The following is a 21,013-nucleotide window of genomic DNA, read 5'->3' as shown; positions in this document are numbered from 1 at the left end:
GGAGAGGGAAAGGAGAAGGCCATGTTTACGACCCGGTTAATCAGCGGTATCATACTGGTGCTTCTGTCCATCGTCATTGTTGGGCAGGGAGGAATCCTGCTATTTGCCGTTACAGCCCTTATATCCGTCATTGGTTTATTTGAGCTTTACAGGGCTCTTGGCATGCAGCGGCGTTCCCTGGCTGTTGTGGGCTATGTGACTGCTTGCTCCTATTACGGGCTTTTGTGGTTTGAGGGACAGCGTTATGTGACGCTTATGATTATCGCCTGTCTGATGGCGATGATGGCTCTTTACGTGCTTACCTTCCCTGAGTATAAGACAGAGGAAGTGACCGGCGCGTTTTTCGGCGTGTGCTATGTGCCCATTATGCTGTCATTTCTGTATCAGACCAGGGAAATGAACGACGGGGCATATCTGGTGTGGCTTATATTCTTAAGCTCCTGGGGCTGTGATACCTTTGCCTACTGTACAGGCATGCTTTTTGGCAGGCATAAGCTGGCGCCTGTCCTGAGCCCGAAGAAATCCATAGAAGGAGCAGTGGGAGGCGTGGCCGGCGCAGCCCTTCTGGGCTTTATTTACGCATCCCTTTTTGGGGGCAGCATGGCGGAGCTTGAGAATCCCCAGGCGGCCTGCGCCATTGCCTGCGCCATTTCGGCAGTTATTTCCCAGATAGGGGATTTGGCGGCTTCCGCCATTAAGAGAAACCACAGCATTAAGGACTACGGCCATCTGATTCCTGGCCACGGAGGCATCCTGGACCGGTTTGACAGTATGATATTCACGGCCCCTGCCATTTACTTTGCCCTCACATTTTTAAAATAAGGATGGGCTTTTTGAGTATTTCTTCAGGATAGGGAGAATATAAGTTATGATGAAGAGGATTGCAATCCTGGGTTCCACTGGTTCCATAGGCACCCAGACATTGGAAGTGGTAAGATACAATAAGGATATCCAGGTGACAGCCCTGGCTGCGGGCGGCAATGTAACACTTATGGAGGAACAGATTCGTGAGTTTAAGCCTAAGCTGGCCTGTCTCTGGGACCGGGAAAAGGCAGAGCAGCTGCGCACAGCGGTGGCTGACCTGGATGTAAAGGTTGCAAGCGGCATGGAAGGCCTGATGGAGGCTGCCACGGCAGAGGAAACAGACCTGGTGGTGACGGCTGTGGTGGGAATGATTGGAATCCGTCCCACCATTGCAGCCATGGAAGCGGGAAAGGACATTGCCCTGGCCAACAAGGAAACCCTGGTGACGGCCGGACATATCATCATGCCCCTGGCCGCGGAAAAGGGCGTTAAGCTGCTGCCCGTGGATTCAGAGCACTCAGCCATCTTCCAGTGTCTGCAGGGGGCGGCAGGCAATGCGCTGCACAAGATACTGCTCACTGCCTCCGGCGGTCCTTTCCGCGGATTTACCAGGGACCAGCTGGCAAAGGTCAGGCTGGAGGATGCGCTGAAGCATCCCAACTGGTCCATGGGACATAAGATAACCATAGACTCCTCCACCATGGTCAACAAGGGACTGGAGGTCATGGAGGCCCACTGGCTCTTTGGGGTGGAAATGGACCAGGTCCAGGTGGTGGTACAGCCTGCCAGCGTCATCCATTCCATGGTCGAATTTGAAGACGGGGCTGTTATAGCCCAGTTAGGTACGCCGGACATGAAGCTGCCCATCCAGTATGCGCTCTATTATCCGGAACGGCGTTTCCTTCCGGGAGACAGGCTGGATTTCACAAAGCTTTCACAGATTGCCTTTGAGGTGCCGGATATGGATACCTTCCGCGGGCTTAAGCTGGCTTACGATGCGGGACGCAGGGGCGGCACCCTGCCCACGGTATTCAATGCAGCCAACGAGATGGCGGTCGCCATGTTTCTGGAACGGAAAATCAGTTACCTTACCATTGTGGATATGATTGAGGGAGCCATGGAGCACCACTGCGTGAAGCCTGCCCCGGATGTGGCACAAATTCTGGAGGCGGAACAGGAAACATACGATTATATAAAATCAAAATGGAATTAAGACAGAAAGGAGGCGCATGCCGCACGAAACCAGGGGCGGCAGTGCGCCGGATGGACAGGTGAGAGCCGGATGAGCTTGATTATTGCGATGCTGATGCTGGGAATCATTATCATGATTCACGAATTCGGCCATTTTTTGTTTGCAAAGTTAAATGGGATAGGGGTCATTGAATTTTCCCTTGGCATGGGGCCAAGGCTGTTCAGCTTTGAAAAAGGCGGCACCCGGTATTCCTTTAAGATACTGCCGTTTGGCGGCTCCTGCATGATGCTGGGGGAAGACGAGGGGGTAACAGACGAAAGTGCGTTTAATAACAAGTCCGTATGGGCCAGGATTTCCGTGGTGGCAGCCGGGCCTGTGTTTAATTTTATCCTGGCTTTCGGCCTTTCCATGGTGCTCATCGGCATCACTGGATTTGACACCACCCGCCTGGCAGGCGTAGTGGACGGATATCCGGCCCAGGCAGCCGGTATGGAGGCCGGAGATGTGATTAAATCCATTAACGGGAGAAATGTCCATTCTTACAGGGACATCAACTGGTATCTCTTTACCCATCCCCGGAAATCCCTTAAGGTTTCCTGGGAAAGGACAGGGGAGAACGGAGGGACGGAGCGCTTCAGCACAGAGCTGGCGCCTGTTTTTTCAGCGGAGAACAACCAGTATATGATGGGTGTCCAGTTTGACCCGGTTCCCAATACAGTGGAGAACTTAGGGCAGCTTCTGGTGCACAGCGCCTACGAAGTCCAGTACTGGATACACTATGTGTTCGACACCTTTTATATGATGTTCCACGGCATGGTATCGGTCAATGACATCAGCGGTCCCGTGGGAATCGTGAACGCCATTGACACAACGGTGGATGAGACCGCGCCCTATGGGCTGTCGGCTGTGGTGCTCATGCTGATTAACTTTACCATACTCTTAAGCGCCAACCTGGGTGTCATGAACCTGCTGCCTATTCCGGCCCTGGACGGGGGACGCCTTGTGTTCCTCATCATTGAGGCCGTAAGGGGAAAGCCCATAGACAAGGAAAAGGAGGGCATGGTCCACATGGCGGGAATGATGGTCCTTCTGGCCCTTATGGTGCTTATCATGTTTAACGATGTCCGGAAATTATTTTAAAGACATTGTTCCATATCAGAAAAGAGGGTATATATGACCAGGAAAGATACAAAAGTGATTAAGATTGGGGACCGGGTCATCGGCGGGGGAAACCCTGTCCTGATTCAGTCCATGTGCAATACAAAGACAGAGGATGTAAGGGCCACGGTGGAGCAGATTCACAGGCTGGAGCAGGCCGGCTGCGACATCATACGCGTGGCGGTTCCCACCATGGAAGCAGCGGCTGCCCTGTCTGACATCAAGAGGGAAATCCGTATTCCGCTGGTGGCGGACATCCACTTTGATTACCGTCTGGCCATTGCCGCCATGGAGAACGGAGCCGATAAAATCCGCATCAATCCCGGCAACATCGGCGACTGTCACAAGGTGCAGGCAGTGGTGGACCGGGCAAGGGAATACGGGGTGCCCATACGGGTGGGCGTCAACAGCGGCTCCCTGGAAAAACCGCTTCTGGAAAAATACGGGGGAGTTACGGCAGAAGGCATTGTGGAGAGCGCCCTGGACAAGGTGAGGCTTATTGAGGACATGGGATATGACAATCTGGTTATCAGCATCAAGTCCTCAGATGTGCTTATGTGCGTAAAGGCCCATGAGCTCATTGCCATGCAGACCCATTACCCCCTCCATGTGGGAATCACGGAGTCCGGCACTCTGATGTCCGGCAATATCAAGTCCTCTGTGGGACTTGGCATCATTCTTCATGAGGGTATCGGGGATACCATCCGTGTATCTCTGACAGGGGACCCGGTGGAGGAGATAAAGAGCGCCAAGCTGATTCTGCGCACCCTGGGACTGAGAAAAGGCGGCATTGAGGTGGTGTCCTGTCCCACCTGCGGCCGCACGCGGATTGACCTGATTGGTCTGGCAAACCAGGTGGAAAACATGGTGACAGAGTTTGACAGCTTGAATGTAAAGGTGGCTGTCATGGGTTGTGTTGTCAACGGGCCGGGCGAGGCCAGGGAGGCGGATATAGGCATTGCAGGCGGTGTGGGAGAGGGCCTGCTGATACGCAGGGGCGAAATCATACGCAAGGTGCCTGAGTCTGAGCTTCTGGCAGTGCTGCGGGAAGAACTGCAATCCATGAGCCGGGAACGTGATGTATAGAAGGAAGACGGATATATGGCAAAGAATTTTCTGGAAGTATTTCCAACCCTCAATATAGCGGAATCATTAAAGGAGCTTTTAGGCCTGGCCCAGGTGGAGAAGGTGACCACCACCAGGGATAGAAGCTCTATCCGCATTTATCTGAAGAGCGCAAGACTGATACATAAACAGAACATATACGACCTGGAAAAGGGCATACGGGACCAGCTGTTCCCGGACAAGCAGGTGGCTATCAAGATTCAGGAAAAATACAGGCTGTCAGACCAGTACACGCCAAAGAAGCTGTTGGATGTGTATAAGGACAGCCTGCTTCTGGAACTTAAAAATTACAGCATCATCGAATATACCATGTTCCGCAAGGCTCAGATTACCTTTGAAAAAGAGGATATCATGGTTCTGACTGTGGAGGATACCATGGTGAACCGGGACAGGACAGGGGAACTGAAGCGTGTCCTGGAAAAGGTCTTTGCGGAGCGCTGCGGGCTGCCTGTGGAGGTGCGCTTTGCTTATGTGGAGCCTCAGGGCAGCGACCGCAGGAGACAGATTGAGCTTAAGATGGAGCGGGAGGCCCAGGCCATATACTGGCAGAACCACAAGGAAGAGCTGGAAGCAATGGACGCCTCCTTTTCCGCCCAGGGACTGGAAGGCCAGGAGCTGCTGGCGGGAAAGGACGGCAAGTCCGGTCAGGATTCCTATCTGGATGCGGGCCAGGGACCGGAGGGCGCTCCATGGGATGTGCTTATGGCCCAGGCTGCCTCCGGCGACGTGGGAGATGGAGCTGCACCAGGAGAAAATGGGGGACAGACAGGCGCTGCTGCCCAGCCCGGCAATGCGGGAAACGGAGGCCAGCCAGGCCAGGGCGGCGGCCAGAAGCAGGGCTTTAAGGGAGATAAGCCCCAGCTCAACAAAGGGCGCAAAGGCTGGGGAAGGGATAAGGACAATGGTTTCGGCGATGATAAGAAATATTCCGTCAAGCGTTCCAACAACCCGGATGTGCTCTATGGGCGGGATTTTGAGGACGAGCCCATGGAGATTGAGAAGATTGACGGGGAAATCGGCGAGGTAACCTTAAGAGGCAAGGTGCTGACCTGTGAAAACCGGGAGCTGCGAAGCGGCAAATTCATCCTTACCTTTGATGTGTCGGATTTTACGGATACCATCACAGTGAAGATGTTCATCCGCCCGGAGATATTTGACGAGGTGAAATCCGCCATCAAACCGGGCATGTTTATCAAGGTAAAGGGCGTTACCACCATTGATAAGTTTGACGGCGAGCTGACCCTTGGCTCTATCGTGGGGATTAAAAAGGCGGATGATTTTACCAGCAAGCGCATGGATTCCAGCCTGGAGAAGCGGGTGGAGCTGCACTGCCATACCAAGATGAGCGACATGGACGGCGTGTCCGAGGTAAAGAGCATCATAGGAAGGGCCAGGCAGTGGGGCATGCCTGCCGTGGCCGTTACGGACCATGGCTGTGTCCAGGCATTCCCGGACGCCAACCATGCCCTGGACAAGGGGGATACCTTTAAAATCCTCTACGGGGTGGAAGGGTACCTGGTGGACGACACCAAACAGCTGGTGGAGAATTCCAGGGGCCAGGGGTTTGAGGATACCTTTGTGGTCTTTGATATTGAGACAACCGGCTTCAGCCCCAAGAAGAATAAAATCATTGAGATTGGCGCCGTGAAGGTGACGGACGGCAGGATTACGGATAAATTCTCCACCTTTGTGAATCCCGATGTCCCCATTCCCTTCGACATAGAGAAGCTGACGGGCATCAACGATTCCATGGTGCTTCCATCCCCAAAAATTGATGTGGTTCTGCCGCAATTTCTGGAATTTGTGGGGGATGCAGTCCTTGTAGCCCACAATGCAAGCTTTGATGTGGGATTCATAGACCATTTTGCGGAGGAACTGGAGCTTCCTTTCAATCCCACGGTGCTGGATACGGTTGCCATTGCCAGGCTTCTTCTGCCCAACCTGAACCGTTTTAAGCTGGACACGGTTGCCAAGGCCCTGAACATTTCCCTGCAGAACCATCACAGGGCGGTGGATGATGCAGGCGCCACAGCGGAAATATTCGCCGCCTTTGTGAAGATGCTGCGGGACCGGGATGTAAATGACTTAAACCAGCTCAATGCCCTCAGCACCATGGACACGGATACCATACGCAAGCTCCCTACCCACCATGTTATCATTCTGGCTAAAAATGACATCGGGCGTGTGAACATGTACCGTCTGGTGAGCTGGTCCCATCTGGAATACTATGCCAGAAGGCCCAGGATTCCCAAGAGTCTGCTGGAGAAGTACAGGGAGGGACTGATTATCGGTTCAGCCTGTGAGGCCGGGGAATTGTACCAGGCCCTGCTTCGCGGCGCACCGGACACAGAGATTGCCCGGCTTGTGAATTTCTATGATTACCTGGAAATCCAGCCTCTGGGAAACAATGCATTCATGCTCCGGGACGAGAAGAGCACGGTGAAAACCCAGGAGGATTTGATAGATATCAATAAAAAGATAGTGGAACTGGGAATGCAGTTTAACAAGCTGGTCTGCGCCACCTGCGACGTTCATTTCCTGGACCCCCAGGACGAGGTATACCGCAGAATCATTATGGCCGGCCAGGGATTTAAGGATTCGGATGACCAGGCCCCCCTGTATCTCAGGACAACAGAGGAGATGCTGGAGGAATTTTCCTATCTGGGGCCGGATAAGGCCCATGAGGTGGTAGTTACCAACACCAGGAAGATTGCGGATATGTGCGAGCGGATTGCACCGGTGCGGCCGGACAAGTGTCCGCCTGTTATCGAGGATTCCGACAAGACGCTGACCAAGATATGTTATGACAGGGCCCATGAGATGTACGGGGAGGACCTGCCTAAAATCGTTGTGGACCGGCTGGAGCGGGAGCTTCATTCCATCATCACCAACGGATTTGCGGTTATGTATATCATTGCACAGAAGCTGGTGTGGAAGTCCAATGAGGACGGATATCTGGTGGGATCCCGTGGCTCCGTAGGCTCCTCCTTTGTGGCCACTATGTCCGGTATCACGGAGGTAAATCCGCTGAGCCCCCATTACCACTGCCCCAAGTGCCGTTACTATGACTTTGATTCCGAAGAAGTGAAGCAGTTCTCCGGTATGGCCGGATGCGATATGCCGGATAAGGAATGCCCTGTGTGCAAAACACCTCTGGAAAAGGACGGGTTTGACATTCCGTTTGAGACCTTCCTGGGCTTTAAAGGAGACAAGGAGCCTGATATCGACCTTAACTTTTCAGGCGAGTACCAGAGTAAGGCCCACGACTATACGGAGGTTATCTTTGGAAAGGGCCAGACCTTCCGTGCGGGAACCATTGGCACCCTGGCGGATAAGACAGCCTTTGGCTATGTAAAGAAATATTATGAGGAAAGGGGAACCAGGAAGCGTAACTGTGAGATTAACCGTATTGTGCAGGGCTGTGTGGGGGTGCGGAGAACCACGGGACAGCACCCGGGAGGCATCATCGTGCTTCCGCTGGGGGAGGAAATCTATTCCTTTACCCCGGTACAGCACCCTGCCAACGATATGACCACCTCCACGGTCACCACCCATTTTGATTACCATTCCATTGACCACAACCTGCTGAAGCTGGACATACTGGGACACGATGACCCTACCATGATTCGTATGCTGCAGGACCTGATTGGCATTGACCCTGTAAAGGATATTCCCCTGGACAGCCGGGAGGTTATGAGCCTGTTCCAGGACACATCTGCCCTGGGAATCATGCCGGACGATATCGGGGGCTGTCCTCTGGGCGCCCTGGGCGTACCTGAGTTCGGTACGGATTTTGCCATGCAGATGCTTCTTGACACTAAGCCCAAGTACTTTTCCGACCTGGTGCGTATCGCCGGTCTGGCCCATGGTACGGATGTGTGGCTGGGCAATGCCCAGACCCTGATTCAGGAGGGAAAGGCCACCATTCAGACAGCCATCTGTACCCGGGATGACATCATGGTCTACCTGATTGCCCAGGGCCTGGAGCAGGGACTTTCCTTTACCATCATGGAGAGCGTGCGAAAGGGAAAGGGATTAAAGCCGGAGTGGGAGGAGGAGATGAAGGCCCACGGGGTTCCGGACTGGTATATCTGGTCCTGTAAGAAAATCAAGTACATGTTCCCCAAAGCCCATGCGGCTGCCTACGTTATGATGGCGTGGCGTATTGCTTACTGTAAAATATTCTATCCCCTGGCTTATTACGCTGCGTTCTTCAGTATCCGCGCCAGCGCATTTTCCTATGAAATCATGTGCCAGGGAAGGGATAAGCTGGAATACTATCTGGCGGATTATAAGAAGAGGGCGGACACCCTGTCCAAGAAGGAGCAGGATACCCTGAGGGACATGCGTATTGTCCAGGAAATGTATGCCAGAGGCTTTGAATTTACGCCCATTGATATTTACCGGGCAAAGGCAAGGCATTTCCAAATCATAGACGGCAAGCTGATGCCTTCCCTCAGCAGTATTGACGGACTGGGTGAGAAGGCGGCGGAGGCTGTGGTGGACGCGGTCAAGGACGGCGCCTTCCTGTCCATCGAGGATTTCAGCAACCGTTCCAAGGTAAACGGCACCCTCTGTTCCCTGATGTCGGACCTGGGACTGCTGAAGGACCTTCCAAAATCCAATCAGTTATCCCTGTTTGATTTATAGGCAGCCTCCGGCGTTCCCTATGACAAAGGACAGAGACAGGTTGATATTTGTGTAATATTATGGTAGTATATGAAAGAGTCCTTAGGATTAAGGGCTCTTTTATTGAGTCCGGCTGTCCGAAACAGTCCGGTAACTCATGTCATATTACGAAACGGGGGATATATAGATGGAACGCGAAAAGTTCTCGTCCAGGCTGGGCTTCATCCTTATAAGCGCAGGATGCGCCATTGGTCTGGGCAATGTGTGGCGGTTCCCTTATATTGTAGGCGAATACGGAGGGGCCGCTTTTGTGCTGGTATACCTGGTATTCCTGCTGATACTGGGACTTCCCATCGTAGTCATGGAATTTGCAGTTGGAAGGGCCAGCCGCAAGAGCGCAGCCCTGTCCTTTGACCTGTTGGAGCCGGAGGGCAGCAAGTGGCATCTGACCAAGTATATTGCCATGGCAGGCAACTACATCCTTATGATGTTCTACACCACGGTGGGCGGATGGATGATGCTCTATTTCTTCAAGACCCTTAAGGGGGACTTCGGCGGTATGGATTCAGAGGCAGTGGCCGGTGAATTCGGAAACATGCTGGCCAATCCAGGACTCATGGGCGGTTTCATGGTGGTGGTTGTCCTCATGTGCTTTGGGGTCTGCGCCATGGGCCTTCAGAAGGGCGTGGAGCGCATTACAAAGGTCATGATGGTGTGTCTGCTGGTGCTTCTGGTGGTTCTGGCCATTCACTCCATGGTTCTGCCGGGAGGAGGTCCCGGACTGGAGTTTTACCTGAAGCCTGATTTTGGCAAGATGGTGGAGGCGGGCATCGGAGAAGCCGTGTTTGCCGCGTTGGGACAATCCTTTTTTACGCTGAGCATCGGTATCGGAGCGCTGGCCATCTTCGGCAGCTATATCGGCAAGGAGAGGACTCTGACAGGGGAAGCTATCAGCGTCACCCTGCTGGACACCCTGGTGGCCTTCATGGCGGGACTTATCATATTTCCGGCCTGCTTTGCCTATAACATTGAGTCCAAAGCAGGGCCGTCCCTGATTTTCATTACCCTGCCCAATGTATTTAACCACATGGCAGGCGGCAGAATCTGGGGAACGCTGTTTTTCCTGTTCATGTCCTTTGCTGCCTTTTCCACCATCATTGCAGTGTTCCAGAACATCATTTCCTTTGCAACGGATTTGACGGGGTGCACCATTAAGAAGGCGGTTCTCTGCAACATAGCAGCCGTCATTATCCTGTCTGTTCCGTGTGTGCTGGGCTTTAACCTGTGGAGCGGCTTTGCTCCCCTGGGGGAGGGAAGCACGGTTCTGGATTTGGAGGATTTTATCCTCAGCAACAACCTGCTGCCCATCGGCAGCATGCTTTATCTGCTGTTCTGCACCAGCCGTTACGGGTGGGGCTTTAAGAAATTCATGGCAGAGGCCAATGAAGGGGAGGGCATTCCTTTTCCTGCATGGGCCAGGGTTTATGTGAGCTATATCCTTCCATTGATTGTGCTCGGCATATTTATACAGGGATATGCTTCCAAGTTTATGGGGAATTAGGTGTGATTTTTAACGGATAAACAGATAAAATCGGAATTGATGCGCAGGGCTGCCCCTGGGGATTCGCTGTAAATGGAATCCCCGGGGGCTGTTTTTGTGCGGTGGAATTTTAGCCGGACAGGAAACGAAATGTAAAATCAGCTTGACATTTGATGTAAAGTATACTATACTAAAAATGTAAAGGAAACCATACTTTTGATATGCGGCCGGCTGCACGGAAAGGGAAACAGGCTATACAAAAACCCAGCAGGCAATATTAAAAGGCCGGAGCAGACAATACAAAACCGGAAAGGAATCCTATGTAAAAATACAAAGAGGAAAGGGTGGTGTGATTGAAGACCAGGATACAGGAACTGAGAAAACAGAACAAGGTCACCCAGGAGGAACTGGCATCTGCCCTGGGAGTGACCAGGCAGACCATAATATCCCTTGAGAACGGGAAGTATAATGCTTCCCTGCAGCTGGCTTTTAAGATTTCAAGATTTTTCGGAAAAAGCATTGAGGATATATTTTTATTTGAAGAGGAGGAGTGAATATGTGGCTGAACCAGTTATTTATTGAAAATCCCATTGATTTTGAGAAGAGATGCAGGAACAGGATTGTATTTGGGATATGCTTTATCCTGTTGGGCGCAGCGGCCATAGGGCTGTCCTTTGCAGTCAGGAACCGTGCCATGGTGATGTATCTGGAGCAGGGATACCGGGAATTCATGCCGGGATTTTACGGCGGGACCGGCTTTGGCCTGGCTGCAGCCGGTACGGCATCCATTATCCGCAACCTGCAGTATCTGAGAAACCCGGAGCTTAAAGAAAAACGCAGGATATATGAGACGGATGAGAGGAACCGTATGCTGGGTCTGCGGTGCTGGGCCTACACAGGATATACCATGATGTTCATGCTCTATATAGGCGTCCTGGTAAGCGGGTTTATCAGTATGACAGTTGCAAAGACGCTGATATTTGTGGCTGCACTGTTTGCAGTACTGTTATTGGTGTTCAGACGGCTTTTGGAGAAGGCCATGTAAGGGCATTGTTTTTCTCTATTGCATCTGGTTTTGTATTATTAAAAACAATGGGACACAGGACGCAGAGGATTTATTCCGGGGAGGCTTCTTCTGTTCGGAAGCAGTTGTCTGTACCATCCGCAGCAATTATGCGCTGTGCTGCCGTATTCTCACAAAGGAATTTGATATGGGCGCAGGAGAGCATAAGGAACAGTGCATCCGCTTCACGGGCCTGGTGGCAGGCAAGGTGGCTGAGATGATTATATGGGAAAAGGGTCTTACGAATATTGACGAATAGGAGCGTACGCAGATGATAAAAAGAATACCTCTTCCGGCCACAGGCGTCATGCTGGGCATGGCGGCCCTGGGAAATCTGCTCCAGTCCTATTCCGAGGGAGTCCGCCTTTTGTGCGGGGCAGTATCCCTGGTTCTGGGGCTTCTGATTGTGGCTAAAAACATATTATACCCCGGCCAGTTTGCCGAGGACGTGAAGAATCCCATCATGGCCAGTGTTTCAGGAACCTTAGTCATATACATTGCAGTGCTAATAAAGACACCGGCATATCTGAAGATGAAATTTTATCCCAGTTATGCAGCATTCACATTTCCATTTGTCATCACAGCCATTGGCCTTAAGATGGCCATGGCCTGTCTTGGCAATATGGGGCATCCGGCGCCAGCTTTGGCATATGCCGTTGCTGCGGAAACCATCATAGCAGTTCTCCTCACCCTCTATGCGCTGGCGAGGTATTGCATGGCAGTGACGGCGCCCAAGAAATGACAGGCATCTGCCTGTTTTTTTTGGAAAATCAATAAGAATCAGCAAAAATAGTAAAGATTTTCATTCCTGGGCATACTACCTATTGACAATGTGCAGTTAGTGCTCTATAATTGCAATATACCCAGGTGGGGTATAAGGAAGGAGTGAAACATATGACTACGCAACAATATCACATAGACGGAATGTCCTGTGCGGCATGCAGCAGCGCGGTGGAGCGCGTTACGAGAAAGTTAACCGGCGTGGAGAGCAGTAATGTGAACCTGACTACCAACCGCATGGTGATTACCTATGATGAAGGACAGGTAACGCCTGAGATGATTTGCGAGAAGGTATCCAAGGCAGGTTTTTCTGCCAGCCTGATTGTGGAGGAAGAACAGAACAAGCAAAAGGAAGAGGAGGAATGGCAGCAGCAGGAGGAACAGCTGGCAGCCGTAAAGCGCAGGGTGATTACCGCTGTCTGCTTTGCAGTGCCCCTGCTCTACATCTCCATGGGACATATGCTGCCTTTTACCCTGCCCTTACCCGCGTTCATGGAGATGGATAAGAATCCGCTTAATTTTGCCCTGGCCCAGCTTATACTGACTGTGCCGGTCCTGATTTGCGGACGCAGGTTCTATCTGGTGGGAATCCGTTCCCTGCTTAAGGGCAATCCCAACATGGATTCCCTGGTGGCCATTGGTACGGGAAGCGCATTTATCTACAGCCTTGTGATGACCATAGGTATTCCGGGGGACCACATGAAGGCCCATCAGCTGTACTATGAATCAGCAGCCGTTGTAGTTACCCTGGTAATGCTGGGCAAGTTCATGGAGAGCCGCAGCAAGGGCAAGACCTCCGAGGCCATCCGCAAGCTTATGGAGCTGGCGCCGGACACAGCCATTCTCTATGAGAACGGTACGGAGCGGGAAGTGGAGACATCCACAGTGGCTGTCGGGCAGCATATTCTGATTAAACCAGGCAGCCGTATACCCCTGGATGGTATACTTGTACAGGGAAACAGCAGCGTGGACGAGTCCATGCTGACCGGGGAGAGCATCCCGGTGGAAAAACAGACAGGGGACAGTGTGATTGGCGGAAGCATGAACTACAACGGGGCCATGGAGGTGGAAGTGACCCATGTGGGAAGCGATACCACCCTGTCAAAAATCATTAAAATGATTGAGGATGCCCAGGGCAAGAAAGCGCCTATTTCCAAACTGGCGGATAAGGTGGCCGGATATTTTGTTCCCGCTGTCATGGGAATCGCCCTGGCAGCAGCGCTGCTGTGGTGGATTTTTGGAGGAAAGGAGCTTTCCTTTGTACTGACCATATTTGTGGCGGTCCTGGTCATTGCCTGCCCCTGTGCCCTGGGGCTTGCCACTCCCACGGCTATCATGGTGGGAACCGGGGTCGGAGCCGGACACGGCATCCTGATTAAGAGCGGCGAGGCCCTGGAGATTTGCCATAAGGTGGACGCTGTCATACTGGATAAGACAGGGACCATTACAGAGGGAAAACCCAGGGTGACGGATGTGAATGTAATCAGCGCTGCTGTGGTGGAGCAGGTGTGGAAGCTGGAATCTTCCTCTGTGCCCGGCTCTGTGCCGCCTGCCGCGGATGAGAACCAGGAGGGAATAGCCGCAAAGGACAGCACCAAGGAAGCAAAGACCTCCGGCGATGAGAACAAGGAACATCTTTTAGGAATCACGGCTTCCTGTGAGCAGATGTCGGAACATCCCCTGGGCCAGGCCATTGTACAGGCGGCCAGGGAGAAGCAGATGGACCTGGTGATGCCCGAGGCCTTTGAGAGCATTACCGGAGCAGGCATCATCACAACATGGAAGGGATGGAAGGTGGCGGTGGGCAACCGGCGTCTCCTGGACCATCTGCATGTGCCGGTATCCCAGGATACGGAAAAGAGAGCTTCAGAGTACGCCAATACAGGAAAGACCCCTATGTATGTGGTGATTGACGGACGGCTGGCCGGCATTGTGTGCGTGGCTGATACCATCAAGGAAACCAGCGTGGAGGCAGTGGAAAAGATAAAGAGCCTGGGCGTGGCTGTGTACATGGTTACAGGCGATAATGAGAGAACAGCCCGGTACATCGGAAAGCTGGCCCATGTGGACCAGGTGGTGGCTGAGGTGCTTCCGGAAGACAAGGCCCAGGTTGTAAACCGGTTGCAGAATGAAGGAAAAACAGTTATGATGGTAGGTGACGGCATCAACGATGCGCCGGCGCTGGTACAGGCGGATGTGGGCTGCGCCATTGGAAACGGCAGCGATATCGCCCTGGAGTCCGGGGATGTGGTGCTGATGAAGTCGGATTTGATGGATGTTTACAGGGCAATTAAACTGAGCAAGGCAACCATCCGCAATATCAAGCAGAACCTGTTCTGGGCATTTTTCTACAATTCATTGGGCATTCCGGTGGCAGCCGGTGTGCTGTACCTGCTGGGCGGTCCTCTTTTAAGCCCCATGCTGGGAGGATTTGCCATGTCCTTAAGCTCGGTGTGCGTGGTGGGAAATGCCCTGAGGCTCAGGAATCTGAAGCTGTAGGGTATGTCTTAACATGCCCGGGATAACAGGAAGGCAGAAGGAGAGGAATACATGAATCAGGAAGAAGGCTGCGGCTGCCGCCATAAACACAGGGAAGTTTCGGAAGAACGCGGGCTTATGAACCGGCTGAACCGGATAGAGGGACAGATAAGAGGCATTAAATCCATGGTGGAGGATGAGCGCTACTGCGTGGATATCATCACCCAGGTTGCCGCTGTCCAGGCCGCTCTCAACAGCTTTAACAAGGTGCTGCTGGAGCGCCATATCAAGACCTGCGTGGTGGATGACATACTTAAGGGCGACAGCGACGCAACGGTGGAGGAGCTTTGCAGAACCCTGCAGAAAATGATGAAATAACAGGAAACCTGAGATAAAGGAAACAGAAGATACATGCAGTTTAATTCATATTTATTTTTATTGTTGTTCCTTCCGGCTGTGCTGGCCGGATACTTCGGATTGTGCCGGATGAAGCGCTATACCTGGGCCAGAGGATTTCTGGCCGCCATGTCTCTGGTATTTTTCGCATACGGGAATCCATGGTATCTGGGACTTCTGGTGGGCAGCGCAGTGTTTAACTGGGCTGTCTCCAGGATGCTGGTGCGTGACGGAAGCAGGGGGACAGATACAGGGCATGGCGGAGCGGACAGCGGCCCGGGCCGCGGACAGGGCCGGAAGCTGCTGCTGATATCCGGCATCTTCGCCAACCTGGCCCTTTTGTTTTATTTTAAATACATGAATTTCTTTATAGAAAACCTGAATGCATTTTTGGGAAAGGACATTGCCTTTACAAGGCTTCTCCTTCCGGTGGGAATCAGTTTCTTTACCTTTCAGCAGATTGCATGGCTGGTGGATTCCTTCCGCATGGAGACAGAGGGATATGGGTTTTGGGATTATTTCCTGTTTACCGTGTATTTTCCCAAGATTGCCATGGGGCCGATTCTCCTGCACGGGGAATTTATTCCCCAGCTCAGGGAACCGCGCCGCCGGAAGGCGGATTCCGGTCATCTGGCCGAGGGGCTGATGATACTGGCAGTGGGGCTGTTTAAAAAGGTTATCCTGGCAGAGTTTTTTGCGGGACCGGTAAACTGGGGATTTGCCCAGGTGGAGATACTCAGTTCCACGGATGCGTTCCTGGTTATGACGGCCTATACCTTCCAGCTGTATTTTGATTTCAGCGGCTACTGCGATATGGCTATGGGAATTTCGAGGATGTTTAACCTGGAACTGCCCCTTAATTTTAATTCGCCCTACAAGGCGCTGTCTCCCGTGGAATTCTGGAAGCGCTGGCACATGACACTGACCCGTTTTCTCAGGAAGTATATCTATTTTCCCATGGGAGGAAGCAGGAAGGGACCTATGCGCACCTGCATAAATATCATGGTGGTGTTCCTGGTAAGCGGTTTCTGGCATGGAGCTGCCTGGACCTTCATTCTCTGGGGAGTCCTTCACGGAGCTGCCCAGGCCCTTAACCGGATGTTGAAACAGCAGTGGGAGAATCTTCACACGGCGTTTCAATGGATGGCCACCTTTCTGTTTGTAAACCTGACCTGGGTTATATTCAGGTCAGAAAGCATAGCCCAGGCAAAGCTGTTTTTTAAACGGCTGCTGGATTTTGGAAACATGCAGATTAACCCATCCTTCATGGACAGTTTTAAGATGGCGGAGCTGCCTCTATGGCTGACAGAGCACCGGGTATTTACCGTGCTGGGACTGTATGGAGCCGTGTTCTGTCTGGTGATGAATGCCAGGAATATGGGAGAGACCGAGCTTCGCCCCACCCTTCTCAGGGGGGCGGGAACAGCGGTTCTTCTGGTGTGGTCGGTTCTGTCACTGGCAGGGATATCCAGCTTTATTTATTTTCAATTTTAAACAGGTTTGCGGCTTACAGACAGTAAGGCATAATATACAGCTACAGGAGAGATAGGATTGGAGACACAAAAGCAGAGGAAAGGGACAGAAGATAACAGCTATGGCAGATGGCTTCGGTTTACCTTGGGAACCGTACTGGCCATGCTGGTTTTAATTGGGGGAATGGTGGTTTATGTGGACCCCTTTTTCCATTATCATAAGCCCCTTGGGCATCTGGCATATCCCATTGACAGCGAGCGGTACCAGAATGACGGAATCAGCCGCAATTTTACATATGATGCAGTGCTCACAGGAACATCCATGATGGAGAATTTTAAGGCCAGCCGTTTTGACAGTCTTTTCGGCGTGACATCCATCAAAATACCTTATGCAGGGGGATACTATAAGGAGGTGGACCAGGCTGTCAGACGGGCCATTGCCTACCAGCCCCGGATTAGAGTGGTGTGCAGGAGCCTGGACAGGAGTTTCCTGTTTTATCCCAAGGATGAGTGGAATCCGGCAGCCCCTTCTCCCGCTTATCTGCTGGATGGAAACCCATTTAATGATGTGAACTATATTTTCAATAAAGAAGTGATATTCGGTACCATTCCGGGCGTTTTTGCCAGGACAAGGGCGGGGGAGCAGACCACCACCTTTGACGAATACATGCACTGGGCGCCGGAACGGGACTGGGGCAGGGAGGCTGTCTTAAAGACATACGAGCGGGAGCCCCGGAGGGAGGAAACAGCCCTCTTTACCGAAGAGGACCGCCGGATGGTTATGGAGAATCTGGAGCAGAATGTGCTGGCCACGGCAAGGGCTAATCCCCAGGTCACCTTTTATTACTTCATTCCGCCCTACAGCATCAGCTGGTGGGACAGTGAACTGATGGTAAAGGGGGAGTTTGAACGTCAGATGGAGGGATACCGGCTCATGGCCTCCATGCTCCTGGAATGCAGCAATATCCGGCTCTTTGCTTTTGACGACCAGTTTGACATTACCTGCAATCTGGACCATTACATGGACGTGATTCACTACTCGGAGGACATAGGGGACCGGCTTCTGGAATGGATGGCGGCTGGCGAGCACAGGCTGACCAGGGAAAATGTGGATGGGTATTTTGATAGAATCACGGATTTTTACGCAAACTATGATTATGACAGCATTTATGAATGAGGGAAGAATAAGCGAAAACCGCCAGGGTCTTTTGCAGATGCAGCGATGACAGTGAAACAGGATGGCGCCCCGGAGCAGGAATCAGGGAAGGCCTGTTAATAAAAATAGTAAAGGAGAATGAATATGAAGACGTATAAGTGTGAGGAAATGATGTGCGGGGGCTGTGTAAACCGGATTAAGAAGGGGCTGGACGGAGCCGGCATTAAGAATACCGTGGATTTATCTGTCAAGACAGTGACTGTTGACGGAGACACGGACGCTGAAGCCAGGGCTGTGGAGATTTTAGATGACCTTGGATTTACAGCCGTGGAAGTGTAGTACTGAGCCTGCAGCCAGGGGTTACAGAAATTATCAAAGTTATTTTAAAAATTTTGACAATTTATAGTTGACTTTCTGGAATAAATGTATTATACTACCAAAGGTATCGAGGCGTGGCTCAGTTTGGTAGAGCGCTGCGTTCGGGACGCAGAGGCCGCGTGTTCGAATCACGTCGCCTCGATTTACCTTAAGGCCTGATGGTCAAGCGGCTAAGACGACGCCCTCTCACGGCGTAAACCCGGGTTCGATTCCCGGTCAGGTCATGATGGCAAGGCTGTTGCTTAGGCAGCAGCCTTGTTGCATCAAAGGAATGGCAATTGCTGTTCGGATGCCACTGTAGCGCAGTTGGTAGCGCAACGCATTCGTAATGCGTGGGTCGCCGGTTCGAGTCCGGCCAGTGGCTCTGTGAAACCCTTGTGAAATCAAGGGCTTTTTTTGTTTTCTGTAACTTTAAGCCCAACCATGTAAATTGTATTGAAAAATACCGGGTGATATGGTAAATTCTAATTAATACATCTGCACGGGCAATGGATGAACAGGGGCCAGCGGCTGCAAGGAAGGATGGAATTTATGAGAATAGAGGCATTAAAGTACCAGACCGACAAGAAGGAAGACATCATTATTTTTGTGGATTACAATGAGGTGTACAGCGAGGGATATCATGTACAGTGGTCCATAGCCGATATTGCCTACCGGAGGCCGCCTTCGAGAAACTATATCTTTTTAAGCGATACATACCGGGATGACAGTGAGTACTACATACTGCCGCCGGAAGAAAAAACCGCATATGCTTTAAAGAGGCAAAAGGAGTTTGCAGGGGAAGAAAAGCTGAAAGAGGCCCTGGTTTCCGCCTGGAATATCATCCGTCCTGATACGGATTCCATATTGGGGATGTGAGAAGGGTTAAAATCATGGTTTTGCGGAAGCCGGCAGAGCCAAAGGCCGTATAACCACACCATAAAATCAAAGGGGAATGCTATGACAACGGCATTCCCCTTTCTGACATTCTGCTCTGTTTTTCGGCCTGATGCAGCAATACCACTGTTCCGGCCGTTCCATCAGCGCCATTACCCCGGCGGGCACAGGCGCCAAAAAATCCGCCATTTCCTCACCTCTCATTTTCATAGCCGTATTTCACGTACTCCATCATCTGGTCCGTGGTTTCCTCATTTCGTATAAAGCCCTTGAGGATGGAATGAATCCTGGCTGTCCGGCTGTCCTCCGGTTCATTGCCGCCCATATCCGCATCCAGCTGGTCGCGCATCTCAAAGAGCGTATCCTTTTTCTCCGGCATCGGAAGCTTCATTGCCTTGGCAATGGTCCCGATGGCGCAATAGGCTTCCAGCGGGGACGTCATGGGAGCGGGAGGCTCAAACCGGGCCTTGATGTCCAGGGCCATTTTTATGATATAAGACATGTCTCAACACCTCTTTTTCAAAGATAGGAATATCATACCACAAAAATCCCGCTTTGTCCTCCCCGTTAAGATTCCGTAAAAATCCCTGGGGAACAGGCGCAGTAATTTAAATCCTAATTGCTGTTAGTTTCAGCTTATGATATGATATATGGGTGAATGACTTGCCGAAATGACGGAATACTTTAGACATAGGAGTAAAGATGTATGAAAAACCCAAGATTTAAAAATTATATATACTGGGGAACAACGGCGCTGGCCGTGGTTGCCTGCAGCGTTGCATTTGGATTTTTCCTGTCGCGTTTTGAAATTGTATCAAGGGCAGCGGGAAAAATCGTATCCATATTGATGCCCATTATCTACGGGGCAGTGCTGGCCTATCTGATGCTGCCTATCTATAACAAGACCAGGGCCTATACAGCAGGAAAACTGAAACGCTGTATTAAGGACGCACGCACGGCAGACGGTCTGGCTAAGGCCGCCGGTACGCTGGTAAGCCTGCTTCTGCTCGTTGCCATTGTCTGCGGATTGTTCTGGATGGTCATTCCCCAGATTTACACCAGTATTATCGGCCTTCAGGAAAGCCTGGGAGAGAACATCAATAACCTGAGTTTCTGGCTCATGAAGATGTTTGAGGATAACCCCGCCATTGAACAGACCATCATGCCTTTTTATGAGCAGGCCGCCACGGAGTTCCAGAACTGGCTGACCACAGACCTGGTGCCCAATATGTCTAAAATCATAGGCGAGCTCTCCACCGGCATTTTAAGCGTGGTCACAGTTGTGAAGAACATACTGATTGGCGTCATTGTCATGGTTTATTTCCTCAACATCAAGGACACCCTGTCGGCCCAGAGCAAGAAGATTGTCTACAGCCTGCTGAAGCTTAAGGACGCCAACCGGCTGGTAAGCGAGGTGCGTTTTGCCCACACTGTATTCGGAGGTTTTATAACCGGAAAGCTGTTGGATTCCCTGATTATAGGAATCATGTGCTTTTTTGCCATGCAGTTTTTAAAAATGCCCTATGTGCTGCTGGTCAGTGTGATTATAGGCGTGACCAATGTGATTCCGTTTTTCGGCCCCTTTATCGGAGCCGTGCCCAGCGCTTTTCTCATATTGCTGGTGAGCCCCATGAAATGTCTGTATTTCCTTATTTTCATCCTGGTGCTCCAGCAGTTTGACGGCAATATCCTGGGGCCGAAAATCCTGGGGGATTCCACGGGACTTCCCAGCTTCTGGGTATTGTTTTCCATCCTGCTGTTCGGCGGCTTGTTCGGATTTGTGGGAATGATTATTGCGGTGCCGCTGTTTGCCGTCATTTACAGGCTTACAGCCACCTATGTGAGCAGCGCGCTGAAAAAGAAGGATTTATCAGCCAGGACAGAGGATTACCTGAGCCTGGATTATATTGACGAAGAAGACAGGCATTATGTTGACCGGGAGAGGGAGGAGTAAAAACATCATATA

The 21,013-nt window shown here is 51.7% G+C and carries 18 protein-coding genes and 3 tRNA genes; 20 read left to right on the top strand and 1 reads right to left on the bottom strand.

Going from position 1 to position 21,013, the window contains the following annotated elements:
* Nucleotides 1-21 precede the first annotated feature (21 nt).
* From I2H39_RS01925 to I2H39_RS01835, 19 genes are all read left to right on the top strand, one after another.
* On the top strand, nt 22-822 hold the full coding sequence (locus I2H39_RS01925; RefSeq protein WP_195625680.1) for a phosphatidate cytidylyltransferase: 801 nt from the start codon (nt 22-24) through the stop codon (nt 820-822).
* Between the two features lie 49 nt (nt 823-871).
* Nucleotides 872-2,017, top strand: a complete 1,146-nt coding sequence (dxr, locus tag I2H39_RS01920; protein ID WP_347708567.1) for a 1-deoxy-D-xylulose-5-phosphate reductoisomerase — start codon at nt 872-874, stop codon at nt 2,015-2,017.
* Nucleotides 2,018-2,086: 69 nt separating this feature from the next.
* A complete protein-coding gene (rseP, locus tag I2H39_RS01915) occupies nt 2,087-3,136 on the top strand; it encodes an RIP metalloprotease RseP (protein ID WP_195625678.1) in 1,050 nt (349 codons plus the stop codon).
* A 33-nt stretch (nt 3,137-3,169) separates the two neighbouring features.
* Nucleotides 3,170-4,240, top strand: a complete 1,071-nt coding sequence (gene ispG, locus I2H39_RS01910; protein WP_195625677.1) for a flavodoxin-dependent (E)-4-hydroxy-3-methylbut-2-enyl-diphosphate synthase — start codon at nt 3,170-3,172, stop codon at nt 4,238-4,240.
* A 15-nt stretch (nt 4,241-4,255) separates the two neighbouring features.
* Nucleotides 4,256-8,929: a PolC-type DNA polymerase III gene (locus tag I2H39_RS01905; protein ID WP_195625676.1), complete on the top strand. Its 4,674-nt coding sequence runs from the start codon at nt 4,256-4,258 to the stop codon at nt 8,927-8,929.
* Between the two features lie 166 nt (nt 8,930-9,095).
* Nucleotides 9,096-10,469: a sodium-dependent transporter gene (locus I2H39_RS01900; RefSeq protein WP_138310224.1), complete on the top strand. Its 1,374-nt coding sequence runs from the start codon at nt 9,096-9,098 to the stop codon at nt 10,467-10,469.
* A 332-nt stretch (nt 10,470-10,801) separates the two neighbouring features.
* Nucleotides 10,802-11,002, top strand: a complete 201-nt coding sequence (locus I2H39_RS01895; RefSeq protein ID WP_138310223.1) for a helix-turn-helix transcriptional regulator — start codon at nt 10,802-10,804, stop codon at nt 11,000-11,002.
* A gap of 2 nt (nt 11,003-11,004) precedes the next feature.
* Nucleotides 11,005-11,493, top strand: a complete 489-nt coding sequence (locus I2H39_RS01890) for a hypothetical protein (RefSeq protein WP_138310222.1) — start codon at nt 11,005-11,007, stop codon at nt 11,491-11,493.
* A complete protein-coding gene (locus I2H39_RS01885; protein ID WP_243281769.1) occupies nt 11,444-11,770 on the top strand; it encodes a hypothetical protein in 327 nt (108 codons plus the stop codon). The genes I2H39_RS01890 and I2H39_RS01885 overlap by 50 nt, the downstream gene beginning before the upstream one ends.
* Before the next feature lie 12 nt (nt 11,771-11,782).
* On the top strand, nt 11,783-12,253 hold the full coding sequence (locus tag I2H39_RS01880; RefSeq protein WP_195625675.1) for a hypothetical protein: 471 nt from the start codon (nt 11,783-11,785) through the stop codon (nt 12,251-12,253).
* A 152-nt stretch (nt 12,254-12,405) separates the two neighbouring features.
* Nucleotides 12,406-14,790 (top strand): HAD-IC family P-type ATPase, encoded by a 2,385-nt coding sequence (locus tag I2H39_RS01875; protein ID WP_195625674.1) that lies wholly within the window; start codon nt 12,406-12,408, stop codon nt 14,788-14,790.
* A gap of 51 nt (nt 14,791-14,841) precedes the next feature.
* Nucleotides 14,842-15,147, top strand: a complete 306-nt coding sequence (locus I2H39_RS01870; RefSeq protein WP_138310219.1) for a metal-sensing transcriptional repressor — start codon at nt 14,842-14,844, stop codon at nt 15,145-15,147.
* Between the two features lie 33 nt (nt 15,148-15,180).
* Entirely contained in the window at nt 15,181-16,659 is a 1,479-nt protein-coding gene (locus I2H39_RS01865; RefSeq protein ID WP_195625673.1) for an MBOAT family O-acyltransferase, read from the top strand.
* 57 nt (nt 16,660-16,716) lie between these two features.
* On the top strand, nt 16,717-17,814 hold the full coding sequence (locus I2H39_RS01860; RefSeq protein ID WP_138310217.1) for a hypothetical protein: 1,098 nt from the start codon (nt 16,717-16,719) through the stop codon (nt 17,812-17,814).
* A 123-nt stretch (nt 17,815-17,937) separates the two neighbouring features.
* Nucleotides 17,938-18,132, top strand: a complete 195-nt coding sequence (locus tag I2H39_RS01855) for a heavy metal-associated domain-containing protein (protein WP_195625672.1) — start codon at nt 17,938-17,940, stop codon at nt 18,130-18,132.
* A gap of 107 nt (nt 18,133-18,239) precedes the next feature.
* Nucleotides 18,240-18,313 (top strand) — tRNA-Pro (locus I2H39_RS01850).
* 10 nt (nt 18,314-18,323) lie between these two features.
* Nucleotides 18,324-18,395, top strand: a tRNA-Glu gene (locus I2H39_RS01845).
* Nucleotides 18,396-18,462: 67 nt separating this feature from the next.
* Nucleotides 18,463-18,535 (top strand) — tRNA-Thr (locus I2H39_RS01840).
* 167 nt (nt 18,536-18,702) lie between these two features.
* Nucleotides 18,703-19,029, top strand: a complete 327-nt coding sequence (locus I2H39_RS01835; RefSeq protein WP_138310200.1) for a hypothetical protein — start codon at nt 18,703-18,705, stop codon at nt 19,027-19,029.
* Nucleotides 19,030-19,240: 211 nt separating this feature from the next.
* Here the strand turns inward: I2H39_RS01835 and I2H39_RS01830 are convergent, their stop codons facing one another.
* Nucleotides 19,241-19,549, bottom strand: coding sequence for a DUF3837 family protein (locus I2H39_RS01830; RefSeq protein WP_138310199.1), 309 nt, complete (start codon nt 19,547-19,549; stop codon nt 19,241-19,243).
* A 204-nt stretch (nt 19,550-19,753) separates the two neighbouring features.
* Between I2H39_RS01830 and I2H39_RS01825 the strand changes: the two genes are divergently transcribed.
* Entirely contained in the window at nt 19,754-21,001 is a 1,248-nt protein-coding gene (locus I2H39_RS01825; RefSeq protein ID WP_195625671.1) for an AI-2E family transporter, read from the top strand.
* Nucleotides 21,002-21,013: the final 12 nt, after the last annotated feature.

Source organism: Clostridium sp. 1001283B150225_161107_B6 (genome assembly GCF_015556325.1).
In the GTDB taxonomy this organism is placed as follows: Bacteria; Bacillota; Clostridia; order Lachnospirales; family Lachnospiraceae; genus Enterocloster.
Note: the sequence above shows the minus strand (reverse complement) of the source record. Positions and strands in the feature narration are given on the sequence as shown.

Bases quoted from the DNA above. Each gene is read 5' to 3' on its own strand.
- I2H39_RS01830 (WP_138310199.1), bottom strand. From the start codon at position 19,549: ATGTCTTATATCATAAAAATGGCCCTGGACATCAAGGCCCGGTTTGAG.
- I2H39_RS01875 (WP_195625674.1), top strand. From the start codon at position 12,406: ATGACTACGCAACAATATCACATAGACGGAATGTCCTGTGCGGCATGC.
- I2H39_RS01905 (WP_195625676.1), top strand. From the start codon at position 4,256: ATGGCAAAGAATTTTCTGGAAGTATTTCCAACCCTCAATATAGCGGAA.
- I2H39_RS01855 (WP_195625672.1), top strand. From the start codon at position 17,938: ATGAAGACGTATAAGTGTGAGGAAATGATGTGCGGGGGCTGTGTAAAC.
- dxr (WP_347708567.1), top strand. From the start codon at position 872: ATGAAGAGGATTGCAATCCTGGGTTCCACTGGTTCCATAGGCACCCAG.
- I2H39_RS01890 (WP_138310222.1), top strand. From the start codon at position 11,005: ATGTGGCTGAACCAGTTATTTATTGAAAATCCCATTGATTTTGAGAAG.
- I2H39_RS01825 (WP_195625671.1), top strand. From the start codon at position 19,754: ATGAAAAACCCAAGATTTAAAAATTATATATACTGGGGAACAACGGCG.
- I2H39_RS01865 (WP_195625673.1), top strand. From the start codon at position 15,181: ATGCAGTTTAATTCATATTTATTTTTATTGTTGTTCCTTCCGGCTGTG.
- I2H39_RS01835 (WP_138310200.1), top strand. From the start codon at position 18,703: ATGAGAATAGAGGCATTAAAGTACCAGACCGACAAGAAGGAAGACATC.
- I2H39_RS01880 (WP_195625675.1), top strand. From the start codon at position 11,783: ATGATAAAAAGAATACCTCTTCCGGCCACAGGCGTCATGCTGGGCATG.
- I2H39_RS01900 (WP_138310224.1), top strand. From the start codon at position 9,096: ATGGAACGCGAAAAGTTCTCGTCCAGGCTGGGCTTCATCCTTATAAGC.
- I2H39_RS01870 (WP_138310219.1), top strand. From the start codon at position 14,842: ATGAATCAGGAAGAAGGCTGCGGCTGCCGCCATAAACACAGGGAAGTT.
- I2H39_RS01925 (WP_195625680.1), top strand. From the start codon at position 22: ATGTTTACGACCCGGTTAATCAGCGGTATCATACTGGTGCTTCTGTCC.
- ispG (WP_195625677.1), top strand. From the start codon at position 3,170: ATGACCAGGAAAGATACAAAAGTGATTAAGATTGGGGACCGGGTCATC.
- rseP (WP_195625678.1), top strand. From the start codon at position 2,087: ATGAGCTTGATTATTGCGATGCTGATGCTGGGAATCATTATCATGATT.